Origin of the sequence: Arthrobacter sp. JUb115, from assembly GCF_004365035.1 — a bacterium.
Taxonomy (GTDB): Bacteria; Actinomycetota; Actinomycetes; order Actinomycetales; family Micrococcaceae; genus Glutamicibacter.
Map to the genome: position 1 here is coordinate 121241 of NZ_SOBS01000006.1, position 14925 is coordinate 136165.

Consider the following 14925-nt stretch of genomic DNA (forward strand, 5'->3'; position numbering starts at 1 on the left):
TAGACCCGGTGCGGGCTATCGGCAGTACTAGTAGGCATATCAAATTCGTGCTTCTCCCATCCAGACTTTAACTGTCGGTACCGGAATTTCACCAGTTCAACCGTTCCCTCAGCTTGTGGCTTTGGTTGCGGGTCGCGGACTATCACCGCCGGTTCGGACTTTCACCGACCCCGGAGCACGTATTCGTGTTTACTGAGTTTATTCTGACACACTTTGTGCGCCGCTAGTGACCGCCCAGCGCAAGATTGCGTAATACATCGATTTCCACAGATGGCTCCTGGGCCGAGTACACCGCGGAACCGGCGACGAAGACATCCGCACCGGCTTCGGCGGCGCGCAGGATCGTGTCGCGTGAAATGCCGCCGTCAACCTGCAGTGCAATCGGCTTGCCGCTGCCGTCAATGGCAGCCCGGGCGCGCTTGATCTTGGGAAGGACCAGATCCAGGAACTTCTGGCCGCCGAAACCTGGTTCCACGGTCATCAGCAGAACCATGTCCAGCTCGCCGAGCATGTCCAGGTAGGGTTCGATCGGCGTCGCCGGGCGCAAGGCCATGGCGGCCCTGGACCCGGCGGAACGCAATTCACGAGCCAAGCGGACAGGAGCCGCCGAAGCCTCGGCATGGAAAGTCACCGAATCCACGCCGAGCTGCGCGTATTCCGGGGCCCAGCGATCCGCGTTCTCAATCATCAGGTGCACATCGATCGGCAGCTTGCTGACCTTGTGCAGCGCATCAACCACGGGCAAGCCCAAGGTCAGATTGGGAACGAAATGGTTGTCCATGACATCCACGTGGACCGCGTCGGCAGTGTGGATGCGGTCCAGCTCGCTAGCGAGGTTCGCAAAATCGGCGGACAGGATCGACGGGTTGATCCGCGCATTACGCATGGATGCTCCTTGGAATACTCGGGCTTGGCTAGGCTTTTTTGGTCAGGATTGCCATGAACATGGCGTCGGTGCCGTGCACGTGCGGCCACAGCTGCACGGTGCTCCCATCGCCCAGTGCATGGCCTGCCGATGGCGCGTCCTGATACATCACCGAGGAAACCGCGGCGCTGGTATCCAGCAGTGCCGCGTTTTCGTGGTGCTTCAAGAAGTCTTCCACAACCAGGCGGGTTTCGGCCTGATGCGGCGAACAGGTGACGAAGCCGATGACGCCGCCGACGCGGACCGCGTTGAAGGCTGCAGCGAGCAGCTCGCCTTGCAACTTGGTCAGTTCCGGAATGTCGCGCGGGGCTTTGCGCCAACGCGATTCCGGGCGGCGGCGCAATGCGCCCAAGCCGGAGCAAGGTGCATCGACCATGATGCGGTCGTAGTCCCCTGCATAGTCCAGACCGCCGAAGCTGCGTCCGTCGTCACCGGTGACCATCCAGTAGTCATGCGGCACCGCAGCCAACGAGTTCTCGACCAGGCGAGCGCGGTGCGGAGTGGGCTCGTTGGCAGTCAGGCGGGCGTCGCGCTGCACGGCGATCGCTGCGAGCAGCGCCGCCTTTCCGCCTGGACCTGCGCAAAGATCCAGCCAGTAGCGGTCCTCGCCGGCTTCGGGCAATTCGATAGTAGCCAGGGCGCGGGCCATGACCTGGCTGCCGGCATCCTGGACACGCACGGTGCCTTCCTTGACCCCTGGCACACGCGAGACGTCGCCGTGCTTGTAGGTGGCCGAATCAGCCAGCAAGGTGCCCGGTTCCGCCCCGGATTCCAGGGCGCCGGACAGATCGCCCAGCCCTGGCAGGGACACCAGGTTCACCAGCGGCGCCAGGTTATCCGCTTCCAGCAGGGCTTCAAGTTCGCTGGCGTCGCGGCCATGGGAAATCAGCGCGCCGCGCAAGGCACGGACAATCCAATCCGGGTGCGAGTGCTCGATGGCCAGCCGCTCGGACTCCGAAGCGGCAGCATTGCCCAGCAGCTCAGTCCACTCATCGGCTTCCTTGGCAGAAACGCGCCGCAGTACGGCGTTGATCAGGCCGGAAGGGCCGGCGCCGATCTGCGCACGAGCCAGCGACACGGTTTCATCCAGGGCGGCGTGCTTGGGCACACGCATGGCCAGCAGCTGGTGGGCACCCAGGCGCAGCGCATCGAGGATGGCCGGATCCAGCTCGGCCAGCGGACGGTCAACCAGGGTGGTCAGGATCGCGTCGTAGAACCCCTGGCCGCGCAGTGCCCCGTAGGCCAGTTCGGTGGCGAAGCCCGCGTCGCGGCGGTCAAGCTGGTATTCGCGGATCATCTTCGGCAGCACCAGGTTGGCATAGGCATCCGCGCCGGATACCTCACGCAGGGTCTTGAAAGCTACCAGGCGTGCCGGGTCGGCCGCGCGCTTTCGCTGGCCGGGTGCGGATGCCGAATACTTGCGCGGGCCGGCCTGGCCGCGGTTGCGGGTACGGCCCTGCTCATTGCGGCGATCATTGTCGCGGTATCCGCCGCGTGGTTCCTGTCCGCTCATGCGAAGCTCACTTTCGTTCCCTGGGTGAGCACTCCACGTGCCCAGTCGCTGGCGTTCATCATTTTCTTGCCCGGAGGCTGGATTTCGGTGGGCTGCAGAGCCCAGGTGGCGGTGCCGATGTATACCTTCGGCTGCTTGCCTGGCTCGATGCGCACTTCGCCTGGCGCAAGGTCGGTGATCTCGCGGTGCTCACGCAGTGGACCGAATTTGAAGCGCTTGTCTTCGGCCTTGACCCAGGCGCCCGGGGACGGGGTGGTTCCGTGGGCGCGCCGACGTATTTCCGTGGCGGTCCGGGTGAAGTCCAGCTCCGCATCCACGTCGGTAATCTTCGGTGCGTAGGTGTGCGATCCGGACTGCGGAATGGCAATGGCCTGCCCGGAATCCAGAGCTTGCAAGGTCTGCACCAGCAGGTTCGAGCCGGACCGGCTGAGCCGTTCGAGCATGATGCCTGCGGTGTCCAGTTCACCAATTCTCTCGGTGACCTGTCCGAATACCGGACCTGTGTCCAGTCCGGTTTCCAGCTGGAAGGTGACTGCACCGGTGATGTCATCGCCGTTGATAATGGAATGCTGCACCGGAGCGGCACCCCGCCAGTGCGGCAGCAAGGAGAAGTGCAGGTTGATCCAGCCATAGGTTGGAACTGCCAATGCCGCCTCCGGCACTAGCCCTCCATAGGCGACGATGGCCGCGGCTTCAAGGTCCAAGGCCGCAAGTTCGGCGGTAGTTTCTTCGGTGATCTTGGCAGCCTTGATGATCGGCAGGCCAAGCTCTGCGGCGCGAGCGGCAACCGGCGATGGGGTCAGCACGCGTTTGCGTCCCAACGGGGCATCGGGACGGGTGAGCACTGCGGCAATTTCAAAACCGGCCTCGTGCAGGTAATCCAGGGAAGTGACGGCGACCTGTGGTGTGCCGGCGAATAAAATACGCATGAGTTAGAACCCCAATCCTGCGCCAAAGCTGGAGCCCAGGGCTCCGGAACGTTTCTTTACGGTGGCGTTAGCGGTCTGCGAGTAGTTGTTGGCCCGCAAGGTGCGCCACGCCGCTTTCTTTTCTTCTGGTGCCAGCCGGTCCAGGAACAAGATGCCGTCCAGGTGATCGGTTTCGTGCTGGAAGCAGCGGGCGAGCATGTCGGCGCCTTCGAGTTCTACCGGGTTGCCGAACTTATCGAAGCCGGTGGCCCTGACATAGCGCCGGCGCCGAACTGGTGCTGCAATGCCCGGGATGGACAGGCAGCCCTCCACCTGGTCTTCCTGGTAATCCTCGCTGAGCTCCAGCACCGGATTCACGATATGTCCGCGTTTTTCGCCAATTTGGTAGGTGAAGACACGCAGGGAAACACCGACCTGCGGTGCGGCAAGTCCTGCACCGGTGACGTTTTCCATCGTCTGATCCATGTCTTCGACGAGCTTCTGGAGCTCCGGGCCAAAGTCGGTCACCTCCTGCGCTGGGGTGCGTAGAACGGGGTCTCCGATGATCCGAATTCCCAAAATCGCCATAATCCGCTGGTACCTTCCCTGCCGTGGACATTGGTATTAGGTTTCGCAATGCCGAAAGCTAACCGTTCCAGTCTACGCGGTGGGCGTGCGACTTTATTGAGCTGGCGGCGTGATTTCGGCCAGTGAGGCACGCGACTGCGCGATCCTGAATGAGGCTTCCCAATTCCGGCGCAAGGCATAGAACTTGGACCAGTAGTCGGGCAAAGCTGGAGGTGGGGCCATGAAGGTGCGTGCCCCGGTCTCGCCCAGGGCTACGGCGAGCAGCATGGCATCGGTCCCGTGCTCCCACCCTTTCCACGTGCCTTGTTCGGCATCGACTACTTGCTCTTCGGCTTTGCATGCGGCCGCGAGCTGCATGATCACCTTGTCGTCAGGACGCTTGACGAAGCCGTCGCGGTCGGTGTTTTTGGTCTTGTAGTCAACGAGACAGGTTCGACCGCCAATCTTGGCGACCAGGTCGATGGTGCCGGCGTAGCCGACGCTGTGATTCCAAACCGTCACCTCGGCGGCAATGGGCTGGACGTTGTAGTCTTCCCACCATTGGTCAAAGTGGCGTGCGAAGCCCAACTCCTTATTCGCTTCGAGCGCGGCTTGAGCTGCGCCCAGGTCATGTTCCAGATCCAGCGCTTGCAGGGCGCGCTGCTCCGCGTAGTTATGCACCCGGTCCCCGCGCATGGCCGCGGAATCCCGATAAGCTTCGGCCGCACCGGCTGCATCTCGCACGAGTGAGCGCAATTGGCGCGGGTCCCCCACCGCTTGCACCAGCCGATGATCATCGGAAAGCGACTTGGCCGCCATGTACCCGGCCCAGCCGGAGAGGTCGAGCTTGTCCATGCCGATGACTGTGGTGATGGATGGGACAATCGCTTCCCCGCCGACTTTTCGGCTGTACATGCGGCCCAGGTCTGTTTGAATAGCCAGTTTTGGTGACGTCATGCACACGATCATGGCATGCACTCGGATTGCTTCGCTCCTAGTCGAGACGGAAAAATCAATTTTCCGCGTAGTTCCGCGGTTTTTAGGCCATGTGAACCAGATCTCAGCGTTTCGATTTGTGGGGATGCGAAAACTCGTATAGAGTTTTTACTCGTTGGAGCGAACGGAAACGTTCAGAAAACAACACATTTTGCGGACATAGCTCAGCTGGTAGAGCGCAACCTTGCCAAGGTTGAGGTCGCGAGTTCGAACCTCGTTGTCCGCTCGCAAAAAGATTCACCGACTAGGTAAAACTAGTCACTCTGACTTCGGTCAGTATGGTGGGGTGGCCGAGAGGCGAGGCAGCGGCCTGCAAAGCCGTATACGCGGGTTCGAATCCCGTCCCCACCTCGCAATGAAGATTGCTTGATCTTTTTTGCGCGATTGGCGCAGCGGTAGCGCGCTTCCCTGACACGGAAGAGGTCACTGGTTCGATCCCAGTATCGCGCACGGAATCATGGTTCACCAGACCATGGATCTAATAACTAAATATATGCGGTCATAGCTCAGCTGGTAGAGCGCAACCTTGCCAAGGTTGAGGTCGCGAGTTCGAACCTCGTTGACCGCTCTGTGAATTCATAAGGCAATTTTGAATTCTGTCGAGATTCCTTGCGAATCTTCGGCGCGATTGGCGCAGCGGTAGCGCGCTTCCCTGACACGGAAGAGGTCACTGGTTCGATCCCAGTATCGCGCACGGAATCATGGTTCACCAGACCATGGATCTACTAATTAAATATATGCGGTCATAGCTCAGCTGGTAGAGCGCAACCTTGCCAAGGTTGAGGTCGCGAGTTCGAACCTCGTTGACCGCTCCAAATAATTGAATATAGTTTTGCGGTCATAGCTCAGCTGGTAGAGCGCAACCTTGCCAAGGTTGAGGTCGCGAGTTCGAACCTCGTTGACCGCTCCAAATAAAGATGGGAATCACTTTTCGTGATTCCCATCTTTGCTTTAACCATCATTCCAGGCGGCTACCACTTCCCTGACTAGTAAATAGCTAACCTGTGTGCAATCTGACATCCACCAGCAAAACACCTAGGCAACTGGCGAAATGTCTCTAATACACTTCCATGCGTTGGCCTGAGCCTTTAGGGTGGGTAGTAGTTGTGGAGCTACAGGGGTTCCCACAGACGAATGGAGGTGCAGCATGGCAGGATTTGATGATCTGCGTGGCAAGGCAGAGGAATTCGCCAAGGAGAACCCGGAGCAGGTATCCCAGGGTATCGAACAGGCTGGTGATTTTGTCGATGACAAGACCGGCGGCAAGTTCGCCGAGCAGGTAGACGGTGTCCAGCAGGGCGCTGGCGACTACCTCAATGGCCTTGGCGGAGGCGAAGGCGAGAATAACGAGGCCTAATTCCTCGACGCACTCCCCTCGGCTTGCCCGAGCATCCTGGGAAGGTACCGACCGAGGTCGGTGCCTTCCCTGCTTTAACGTCATATCAGGGGAATTAATTCATGCCGATTTTCGGCAAACCGGCGCCACCCTGTAGAAAAAGAGTATGACTCGTCACACGCCCCCGGATGGAGCTGGCCTTTTCCATTCCGTGCTTGCGGGATTGATCACCACCATGGTGGGATTCGTAGCATCCTTCGCTGTCGTACTGGCCGGATTATTCCAGGTCGGAGCTTCTAGCGAACAGGCCGCCTCAGGCTTATTCGTCCTGTCCCTCTGCGTAGGCCTGAGCACCATTGCGCTTTCGCTGCGATACCGCCAGCCGATCAGCATTGCATGGTCCACTCCCGGTGCCGCGATGCTCGCCTCACTGGCTCCCGGAGTGTTCGGGTTCAATCAGGCAGTGGGGGCATTCATCGTCAGCGGCGCGCTGATCATGTTGACCGGTCTGGTACCGTCCTTGCACCGGCTGCTCACTCGTATTCCGGTCCCAATTGCCCAAGGCATGCTCGCCGGTGTCTTGATCCCGCTGTGCCTGAAACCATTTACAGCCGTGGCCAGCATCCCGTTGCCCGCGTTGGGTATCCTCCTGGTGTTCTTCGTCGGGCTCAGGATCCTTCCGAAATTCGCTGTAGCGCTGAGCATGCTGGCGGCGGTGGGGTTCGGCCTATGGCATATTGGACGCACCGCGACGTGGGATTCACTCGAAGTTCTTCCGCAGCTGCAATGGGTCAGTCCTGAATTCTCCTGGCAGGCCATTGCCAGCATCAGCGTTCCGTTGTTCGTGGTGACGATGGCATCGCAGAATATTCCGGGCGTGGCCGTGCTCAGCTCCTTCGGGTACACAGCGCCGTGGCGCCCCACCATGCTGGCGACCGGAGTGGGGTCGGCTAGCGGCGCGTTCTTCGGCGGGCATGCCATCAACCTGGCGGCAATCACCGCGGCGCTGGCTGCCGGAGAGCAGGCCGGCCCGGACCCCCGGCTGCGTTGGCGGGCGGCGGCGAGTTCAGGCGTCTTCTACTTGGTCTTCGGTGCCTTGAGCGCGCTGATCGTATCGGTGGCCAGCGCCTCGCCCGAGGGGCTGTTCCAGGCGGCGGCGGGCTTGGCGTTGCTGGCAACACTCGCCAATGCGCTGCTCGGAGCGATGGCCGATTCCTCCTGGCGGTTGAGCGCATTGGCCACGGTCCTGGTCGCTGCCGGCAATCTCACGCTCTTCGGGATCGGCGGTGCCTTCTGGGCCTTGGTGGCAGGGCTCTTAACGCACTTCATCGTCGAGCGCAGGGCTCGACGATGAAGTGGCGGGACCGGTGTTTCCGGCTTAGAGCGCTGGTTCTCCAACTTGGCCTTCACGAGCCAAAGCGGTCAGGCGCGAGACGGCGCGGAAGTACTTTTTCTGGTAGCCGCCGGACATCATTTCCGGGGTGAACAGTTCGCTGAATGGCTTGCCTGAGGCAACGATTGGCACGTCCTTGTCGTAGAGGCGGTCAGCAAGAACCACGAAACGCAGGGCGATGGCCTGATCGGTGATGGTATCCACGTTGTGCAGAACCAGCACATCAGTCTCGGAAAGCAACTGGCGGTAACGCGACGGGTGAACCTTCGAAAGGTGAGCCACCAGATCGTCGAAGTTGTCATCGGCCAAGGTCTTGTCCGGGTAGCGATCCAGGGCGAATGCCTCGATGCTCGCATCGTCCAAGGGCTCGGGGGCATCGGGCAGGCCACGGTGGCGGAAGTCTTCGCCTTCGACGCGGTGCACGTCGAACTGCTCGGACAGGGTCTTGATTTCACGCTGGAAATCCACTGCCGCGAAGCGCCCCTCGCCCAGCGCACCAGGCAGGGTGTTGGAGGTTGCCGCCAGCTTCACGCCACCATCGGACAGCTCGCGCATCAACCGGGACATCAGCACGGTGTCCCCCGGATCATCCAGTTCGAACTCGTCGATGCAGACCAGCGAGTATTGGCTGAGCACTTCAACGGTCTGGCGGAAGGACAGCGCGCCAACCAGGTTGGTGTACTCAACGAAGGTGCCGAAGGCCTTGCGGCCCGGGGCTGCATGCCACAGGGAGGCGAGCAGGTGGGTCTTGCCTACGCCGAAGCCGCCATCGAGGTAGATGCCGTTCTTGGTTTCCTTCTTCTTGCCGAAAAGCTTGGAGAAGAACGAACCGGAGCTGTTCTTGCCCACGGTTTCTGCGAAAGCCTTGAGCTTATTGACGGCTTCGGTCTGCGAAGGCTGGTTAGGATCCGGGCGATAGGTATTGAAGGACACTTCACCAAAGCGGTAGGACGGGTGGAATCCGGCCAGCAGTTCTTCGATTGAAAGATTCGGCTTGGTCTCGCTCAGGTGGGTGATCGTCGCCATTGGCTGTGGGAGTCCTTCAGTTGATTGCTCAGGAAATGGTCGGGAAGCCGTGGCTTTCCCATCGGCCAGTTTACCTTGAACGCGGCGAATCATTGCCGAAAATGTCGTAGAGCACACTGGGTTCGCAATGGATGAGGACTAGGCTAGAAGTAATGCCCGTGCCCGCTGTTTCCAGCGTGGCAAAAACTGACACCCGCAAGGATCGTGATTAGGAATGTCGTTGCCCGTCGAATCCAACGAGAAATATGCTGCCTATGCTCACCCAGAACGACTGGTTTCCACCCAGTGGGTGGCAGACAACCTCGGAGCCGAGAATCTCGTAGTACTGGAATCGGATGAGGACATCTTGCTGTATTCCACTGGCCACGTGCCAGGCGCGCTGAAGATTGACTGGCACACGGAGCTGAACGACGAAGTCACGCGCGACTACGTCGACGGCGAAGGCTTCGCACAGCTGATGGCCGCCAAGGGCATCACCCGCGAGTCGACCGTGGTCATCTACGGGGACAAGTCCAACTGGTGGGCCGCCTACGCGCTGTGGGTCTTCACACTTTTCGGCCACGAAGATGTACGCCTGATGGACGGCGGCCGCGACAAGTGGATCGCTGAAGGCCGCGAGCTGAGCACCGAGAAGCCGGCCGTGACCGCCACCGAATACCCGGTGATCGAGCGCGTCGACTCCGAGATCCGCGCTTTCCTTCCGGAGGTCCTGAAGCACCTGGGCAACCCGCTGATCGACGTGCGTTCGGCCGAGGAATACACCGGCGAACGTACCCACATGCCGAATTACCCGGAAGAAGGCGCCCTGCGCGGCGGGCACATTCCAACCGCCGCATCGGTGCCATGGGCCAAGGCTGCGGCCGAGGACGGCACCTTCCGCTCGCGCGGAGAATTGGAAGCCATCTATCTCGACGGCGCCGGCCTGAAGCCGGGCGACGATGTGGTGGCCTACTGCCGCATCGGTGAACGTTCGAGCCATACCTGGTTCGTGCTCAAGCACCTGCTGGGCTTCGAAACCGTGCGCAACTACGACGGTTCATGGACCGAGTGGGGCAACGCGGTTGGCGTGCCCATCGTTCGCGGCGAAGCCGCCGGCGAGTTGCCTGCGCAGCGCGGAGCCCGCGCATGAGCCAGCTCCCCGATGCACTGAACGAAATCGTCGAGGAGTTCACCGAGGTGCCCGAGGCCGACCGCCTGGAACTGCTGCTGGAGTACTCGCGCGAGCTGCCCGAGCTTCCAGCACGCCTGGCTGATCATCCTGAACTATTCGAGCAGGTTGTCGAATGCCAGTCGCCGCTGTTCTTGGCCGTAGAAGTCTCGGCCGAAGCGAATAACCCGGTGGGACTGTTCTTCTCCGCTCCCCCGGAGGCTCCAACCACCCGCGGCTTCGCCTCGGTGCTGGCTGCCGGCCTGGACGGCGCGGAGGCCGCAGCGATTCTCGCCGTTCCCGATGACATGCCCCAGCAGCTGGGTCTGACCCGTGCGCTGTCGCCGTTGCGCATGCGCGGCATGACCGCCATGCTCGGCCGCATTAAGCGCCAGATCTCAGAGCAGCTGCCTGCGTAGGTTTTGCATCGAACGCAGCTAGAAGCCAATAAGCAGTAGTTAAGGATCCCCAAGCACGTGGGCAAGAAGAAGCAGGCCGCCTCCACCCCGGCGACCGCCGCGCTGGATGCGGCAGGTATCAGCTATGTAGCGCACAGCTATGCGCATAGCGACTTGGCCGAAAGCTACGGCGCCGAAGCAGCCGAGCAATTGGGTGCCAGTGGCGACCGGGTCTTCAAGACCCTGATGGTCTCCACCGGGGCCAACGCCGCCCAGGATCTGGCCGTCGCAGTGGTGCCAGTGAATGCGAAGCTGGATCTGAAGGCGATTGGCACCGCGTTGGGCAAGAAGAAGGCGCAGATGGCTGACAAGGCTGCCGCCCAGCGACGCAGCGGCTATGTCCTGGGCGGGATTTCCCCGTTCGGGCAGCGCCAGAAAACCGCTACCGTCATTGACTCCAGTGCGCAGCAGTTCGAGACGGTATTCATTTCTGGCGGGCGCCGCGGTTTCAGCCTGGAGATCGCTCCGCGAGATGCCGCGAAGGCGACCGGAGCCATTTGGGCGCCGATCGCCTCCGGCTAGACAGCGATTGGCCAAAAAAGGGCCCTGCCTGCGGGATCGAGATCTGTTGATCGTTCTCGCGGGCAGGGCCCTTTGCCGCCTTGGGCTATTGGACTTGAGGCAGCGGCATGCGCTTGCTCAAGAAGTCGGTGATCGCCCGGGCAAAACCCTGTGGATCCACATTCGGCTCACGCGTGTGCCCTGCCTTGGCAAAGGTCTTGAGCGTGACCAAATCCGGGCGCAGCGCCGCCAGTTTCAAGCTCGGGCCATTAGGGACGAACTCGTCATCACGGCTGTGCATTATCAGCGTCGGGAATTTCAATTCGTCCGCGCGGTCCACCCAATTCAACCGGCGCAGATTGACCGGGGCCGCTTGGCCGGTGACCCAGCGCCCTGCCTTATTGGACAGCAGCCACTGGCCGAACAGGCCCACCGATTGCGGGATCTTATTGGCCCGGGCCTGGTGCGAAAGCACGTCTACCCAATTGATTACCGGGCCGACCAGCATGAGCGAGTCAATATGGTGGGCCAGCTTGCTCCGATCGGCGGCCTGCAGGCTGATGGCACCTCCCATGGACCAGCCCAGCAAGATGATCTGCTTCGCTCCGCGGTCCAGTGCGAATTGGATACCCGATTCCACGTCATGCCATTCGGTATCGCCCAGACCGTAGCGGCCATCCGGGGCGCTCGGAGCCAAACCGTCATTGCGGTAGCTCATCAGCAAGGTCGTAACCCCGAGTTCGCTCAAGGCAGGCAGCGCCCGAATGGTCTCATTACGTCGGGCGCCTCGGCCGTGCACGCCAATCACCCAGACATCTTCGTTCGTGGAGCCACGCACCAGCCAGGCTGGACCGTCGCCGCCATCCAGGGGCACGACTACGTCTTCTGCGTCAAAGCCCAGGTCCGCGGGGTGCTCGTAAATTGCCCCGGATAGGTTGCCGCGGCGTACTCCCTGGAGGGTGCCGTGATAGATCTTCTCGATTTTGCGCGCCACCAGGCGGGATTTGCCCGGAACGGCTTCCGGCGCGGAAAGCCGCAGCGCGCAGGAGTCGAATTCGGTGAGGAAGCTGCACGGACCAGGTTCGCTGGTATCGGCGTCCTTGTTGAAATGCAACCAGAGTTTGCCCTCGGCATCGGTGACGACCTCCCGGATGATGCTGTTGCCGGTGCGGCGTTCTTCCGGGGTCACTACACGTCGGGCGAAGTAACCGGCGAGCGCTGATACGCTGGCGGCCACCAGGGAACCAGCGCCCAGTCCCAGCCCAACCCCAATCAGGGTTGCAGGCACTGCGCTGCGGGGTTGCATGGTATCTACGATGTTCCGAGCCATGTTTTCATCTTTCCATGACCTGGCCCGGGAATCATCTAGCCTGCTCAAGCGTTTTATATTGCATGAATGATGAATCGGTAAACCAATCAGCACAGCCAGCAGACGAAGCAACCGCGCGCAGCGATGTGCAGTGGCAGCAGATCCTCTCTTCCGAGGAATTCCGCGTATTGCGCCAAGCAGGGACCGAGCGTCCATTTACCGGCGAATACTGGGATACCACTACCGAGGGCGTGTACTCCTGCCGAGCCTGCGGTTCGGAACTGTTCGCCAGCACTACGAAGTTCGATGCCGGTTGCGGCTGGCCTTCCTTCTTCGCGCCGTTGGCCGAAGATCGGGTGCGCTATATCAGCGACGAGTCCATGGGCATGAAGCGTGTTGAGGTGCGTTGCGCCAATTGCGATTCGCATATGGGCCACGTTTTCGAGGGTGAAGGTTTCCAAACCCCAACCGATCTGCGTTACTGCATGAACTCTTTGAGCTTGACCCTGCGTCCTGCTCAGGGCTAATGCCTTTGTCGGTGGCAAGGCATGGATCACTTTTAGAGCAAGAGTTGCTTATTCACTGATGACTTAGCATCACCTTTTCTGTTGTTTGAGCGTAGCGTTCAAGGTAAGCACTTTAGCGCTGCCCCAAACATGAAAAGAAGGTGTATGAAATGACTCAGATTTCCTCCAAGCCAGTACCGGCCACCGACGCAGAAGTACTGCAGATCGCAAACTCGGAAGCTTGGCTGACGCTGAAGTCTGCCGCCACCGAGTTCCAGGGCCTCCAGGGACAGGACGGTTCCTTGGCCGACAGCGCATCTGCACCACAGGCTGCCAAGCTCGTTGATTCCATCATCGAGTCGGTGCAGTCCTTGCGCGTGCACTTCGAGCACGACGCAGAGTACCTCGAACAGCTGGTCACGGACCTGCGCCAGTGGGCAGATGCAGGCTTCGGCGTTCCCGACTTCCTCGATTCGCTGATGCAGTTCCAGCCCCAGGCCCAGCGCATTGACGGCCTGCTGCATCTGGTGCTTTTCCCGATGTACACCCAGAACGGTTCAACCAACCGCCACCTCGAAGCCGTGCTGGTGCAGGTCATGTGGCCTGAGTTCATTGCCGATCTGGAGAGCAAGGACTACGCCAACGCCCTGTTCGTGCCGCTGCGTTTCATCGACTTCACCGAAGGCTACAACACCAATTCCGCGGTGCTCTTCCCGGAGTCGGTCGCCATTCGGCAGACTCCGTCATTCACTTGGGGCGCGATCTTCCAGGATCGTGAGGCTGTACGCTTCCGCAAGGTCCTGCAGGAAGCTACACGCATCACCAACCTCGAACTGCCCGATGACGCCGCAGAGCTGCTCAAGGACCAGCACCTGACCGAAGAAACCTTCATCATGTGGGACCTGATTCACGACCGCACCCACATGCGTGGCGATCTGCCATTCGACCCGTTCATGATCAAGCAGCGCATGCCGTTCTTCCTTTACTCGCTCGAAGAACTGCGTTGCGATTTGACCGCGTTCCGCGAATGCATGAAGATCGCCGCCAACCCGGCTTCGGATCAGAAGAGCGCCAAGATGGCCAAGCTGGTGCAATACGCGGTGATCTTCGACCGCATCTTCCGCTTCGCCATCACCGGCTCGCGCGTACGCAACTACGACGGTCTCGGTGGCCAGTTGCTGTTCGCATGGATGCACCAGCACCATGTACTGCACTGGACCGACACCAAGCTGAGCATCGATTGGGATCAGGTACCCGAGGTGGTTGCAGCCTTGGGGGATGCGATCGACGAACTGTATTGGAAGTCCATCGACCGTCCGAAGCTGGCCCACTGGCTTGCTGCCTACGAACTGGTTTCGGCCACCGTCACCCCGAACCCCGCGTCGGTCTGGGCCAAGGGTCCGGATGCCCTGCCGCTGACCGCACCACTACGTGAAATCACCGACCAGGTCATGGACGATGAATTCCCGCTGTCGATGTTCTACGAAGCTCTGAATAAGAAAATGGCCACCGTCATCGAATCGACTAAGGGCATGACCGGGGCAACGAAAATCTAGCCTTTCCTCTAGGCTAGAAAATGTGAGCAAAGAAAGAATCTTCTTGAACGAGACATCCAGGCTAGTGCTCCTTGCCGGTGCTACTTCCGCCTCCGGCATTGCCAGCGCCACCGCGCTGGTTGATGCCGGAGCGCGTGTGCTTGCAGTGGGAAGCAACCAAGAGCGCCTTGACGAACGCCTCCCGTTCGTTCATGCCCGCTATGAATGCGATCTGGGCGACTTCGCAGCGGTCAAGCAATTGGCGCTGCGGATTCATGAAGAGCACGGCAGCATCGATGCGCTGATCCACCTGGTAGGTGGCTGGCGTGGCGGTAAGTCGATCACCGGCCAAACCGACGAGGACTGGGATTTCTTGCACAGCAGCGTGCTGACCACCCTGCGCAACACCTCCCGCGCCTTCGTCGATGATCTGGTCGCCTCCCCCGCAGGCCGCTTGGCGATAGTCAGTGCCGAGGCAGTGCTGAATCCGACCCCGTCCAATGCCAACTACGGTGCGGTCAAGGCCGCAGCGGAACACTGGGTCAATGCCATCGCCCGCCTGTTCGCCAAGCAGGCAGAAAATGCCGCCGCGGTGAGTTGGGTCGTCAAGGCATTGAGCGACAAGTCTCCCGAAGAAACGCCTTCCGGGCAGACCCCGGTGCAGTTTCTTGCCCAAGCCGCAGTGGCTTTGCTTGGCCAGGATGCCCGCGAGCTCAACGGCACCCGGGTTGCATTGCCCAAGGCCTGATTACTGGTCGGTGCACACCTCTGGGCGCTGCACTGGCATAGCTTTCGACTTCACCCC

Annotated in this window: 15 protein-coding genes, 7 tRNA genes and 1 riboswitch; of the genes, 15 read left to right on the forward strand and 7 right to left on the reverse strand. The window is 60.7% G+C overall.

The features are described 5' to 3' along the window. Positions 1 to 44 precede the first annotated feature (44 nt). A riboswitch (FMN riboswitch) is annotated at positions 45 to 182 on the reverse strand. A 41-nt stretch (positions 183 to 223) separates the two neighbouring features. The 5 genes from rpe to EDF61_RS12005 form a co-directional block, all read right to left on the reverse strand. After that, positions 224 to 886: a ribulose-phosphate 3-epimerase gene (gene rpe, locus EDF61_RS11985; RefSeq protein ID WP_105661463.1), complete on the reverse strand. Its 663-nt coding sequence runs from the start codon at positions 884 to 886 to the stop codon at positions 224 to 226. A 28-nt stretch (positions 887 to 914) separates the two neighbouring features. After that, entirely contained in the window at positions 915 to 2438 is a 1524-nt protein-coding gene (locus EDF61_RS11990; protein ID WP_133834245.1) for an RsmB/NOP family class I SAM-dependent RNA methyltransferase, read from the reverse strand. Then, positions 2435 to 3367 (reverse strand): methionyl-tRNA formyltransferase, encoded by a 933-nt coding sequence (gene fmt / locus EDF61_RS11995; RefSeq protein ID WP_133834246.1) that lies wholly within the window; start codon positions 3365 to 3367, stop codon positions 2435 to 2437. The genes EDF61_RS11990 and fmt overlap by 4 nt, the downstream gene beginning before the upstream one ends. A gap of 3 nt (positions 3368 to 3370) precedes the next feature. Further along, positions 3371 to 3934: a peptide deformylase gene (gene def, locus EDF61_RS12000; protein WP_133834247.1), complete on the reverse strand. Its 564-nt coding sequence runs from the start codon at positions 3932 to 3934 to the stop codon at positions 3371 to 3373. Positions 3935 to 4027: 93 nt separating this feature from the next. After that, positions 4028 to 4870, reverse strand: a complete 843-nt coding sequence (locus EDF61_RS12005; protein WP_286172228.1) for a PD-(D/E)XK nuclease family protein — start codon at positions 4868 to 4870, stop codon at positions 4028 to 4030. A gap of 192 nt (positions 4871 to 5062) precedes the next feature. Here EDF61_RS12005 and EDF61_RS12010 point away from each other — a divergent pair. The 9 genes from EDF61_RS12010 to EDF61_RS12050 all read left to right on the forward strand — a co-directional run bounded on the left by EDF61_RS12010 (position 5063) and on the right by EDF61_RS12050 (position 7599). After that, positions 5063 to 5135: transfer RNA gene (locus EDF61_RS12010), tRNA-Gly, on the forward strand. A gap of 54 nt (positions 5136 to 5189) precedes the next feature. Next, positions 5190 to 5260: transfer RNA gene (locus tag EDF61_RS12015), tRNA-Cys, on the forward strand. 27 nt (positions 5261 to 5287) lie between these two features. Further along, positions 5288 to 5359, forward strand: a tRNA-Val gene (locus tag EDF61_RS12020). Positions 5360 to 5404: 45 nt separating this feature from the next. Continuing rightward, positions 5405 to 5477 (forward strand) — tRNA-Gly (locus tag EDF61_RS12025). Positions 5478 to 5531: 54 nt separating this feature from the next. Further along, positions 5532 to 5603: transfer RNA gene (locus EDF61_RS12030), tRNA-Val, on the forward strand. Between the two features lie 45 nt (positions 5604 to 5648). Next, positions 5649 to 5724: transfer RNA gene (locus tag EDF61_RS12035), tRNA-Gly, on the forward strand. Positions 5725 to 5743: 19 nt separating this feature from the next. Then, positions 5744 to 5819 (forward strand) — tRNA-Gly (locus EDF61_RS12040). A gap of 237 nt (positions 5820 to 6056) precedes the next feature. Next, positions 6057 to 6266 carry an antitoxin gene (locus EDF61_RS12045; protein ID WP_133834248.1) on the forward strand — a complete coding sequence of 70 codons (210 nt, stop codon included), beginning with the start codon at positions 6057 to 6059 and terminating at the stop codon, positions 6264 to 6266. A 145-nt stretch (positions 6267 to 6411) separates the two neighbouring features. Further along, positions 6412 to 7599, forward strand: coding sequence for a benzoate/H(+) symporter BenE family transporter (locus tag EDF61_RS12050; RefSeq protein ID WP_133834249.1), 1188 nt, complete (start codon positions 6412 to 6414; stop codon positions 7597 to 7599). A 24-nt stretch (positions 7600 to 7623) separates the two neighbouring features. Here the strand turns inward: EDF61_RS12050 and zapE are convergent, their stop codons facing one another. Next, the gene (gene zapE / locus EDF61_RS12055) at positions 7624 to 8664 is read right to left on the reverse strand and encodes a cell division protein ZapE (protein ID WP_133834250.1); all 1041 of its coding nucleotides are present in this window, start codon (positions 8662 to 8664) and stop codon (positions 7624 to 7626) included. A gap of 214 nt (positions 8665 to 8878) precedes the next feature. Here zapE and EDF61_RS12060 point away from each other — a divergent pair, with 214 nt between their 5' ends. From EDF61_RS12060 to ybaK, 3 genes are read left to right on the forward strand one after another with little or no spacing between them, the layout of a single operon-like run. Continuing rightward, positions 8879 to 9793, forward strand: coding sequence for a sulfurtransferase (locus tag EDF61_RS12060; protein ID WP_133834251.1), 915 nt, complete (start codon positions 8879 to 8881; stop codon positions 9791 to 9793). Further along, positions 9790 to 10230 carry a SufE family protein gene (locus EDF61_RS12065; RefSeq protein ID WP_105656729.1) on the forward strand — a complete coding sequence of 147 codons (441 nt, stop codon included), beginning with the start codon at positions 9790 to 9792 and terminating at the stop codon, positions 10228 to 10230. Before EDF61_RS12060 ends, EDF61_RS12065 begins: the two co-directional genes overlap by 4 nt. A gap of 57 nt (positions 10231 to 10287) precedes the next feature. Continuing rightward, positions 10288 to 10791 (forward strand): Cys-tRNA(Pro) deacylase, encoded by a 504-nt coding sequence (ybaK, locus tag EDF61_RS12070; protein ID WP_105656730.1) that lies wholly within the window; start codon positions 10288 to 10290, stop codon positions 10789 to 10791. An 85-nt stretch (positions 10792 to 10876) separates the two neighbouring features. On the opposite strand, the gene EDF61_RS12075 is transcribed toward ybaK, so the two are convergent. Further along, entirely contained in the window at positions 10877 to 12100 is a 1224-nt protein-coding gene (locus EDF61_RS12075; protein WP_105656731.1) for an alpha/beta hydrolase family protein, read from the reverse strand. Between the two features lie 62 nt (positions 12101 to 12162). Here EDF61_RS12075 and msrB point away from each other — a divergent pair, with 62 nt between their 5' ends. The 3 genes from msrB (at position 12163) to EDF61_RS12090 (ending at position 14868) form a co-directional block, all read left to right on the forward strand. Further along, entirely contained in the window at positions 12163 to 12606 is a 444-nt protein-coding gene (gene msrB / locus EDF61_RS12080) for a peptide-methionine (R)-S-oxide reductase MsrB (RefSeq protein ID WP_105656732.1), read from the forward strand. Between the two features lie 149 nt (positions 12607 to 12755). Beyond that, on the forward strand, positions 12756 to 14141 hold the full coding sequence (locus EDF61_RS12085; protein WP_133834252.1) for a DUF6421 family protein: 1386 nt from the start codon (positions 12756 to 12758) through the stop codon (positions 14139 to 14141). Between the two features lie 22 nt (positions 14142 to 14163). Next, complete coding sequence (locus EDF61_RS12090) at positions 14164 to 14868, forward strand: SDR family oxidoreductase (RefSeq protein ID WP_286172231.1); 705 nt, start codon at positions 14164 to 14166, stop codon at positions 14866 to 14868. Positions 14869 to 14925 lie beyond the last annotated feature (57 nt).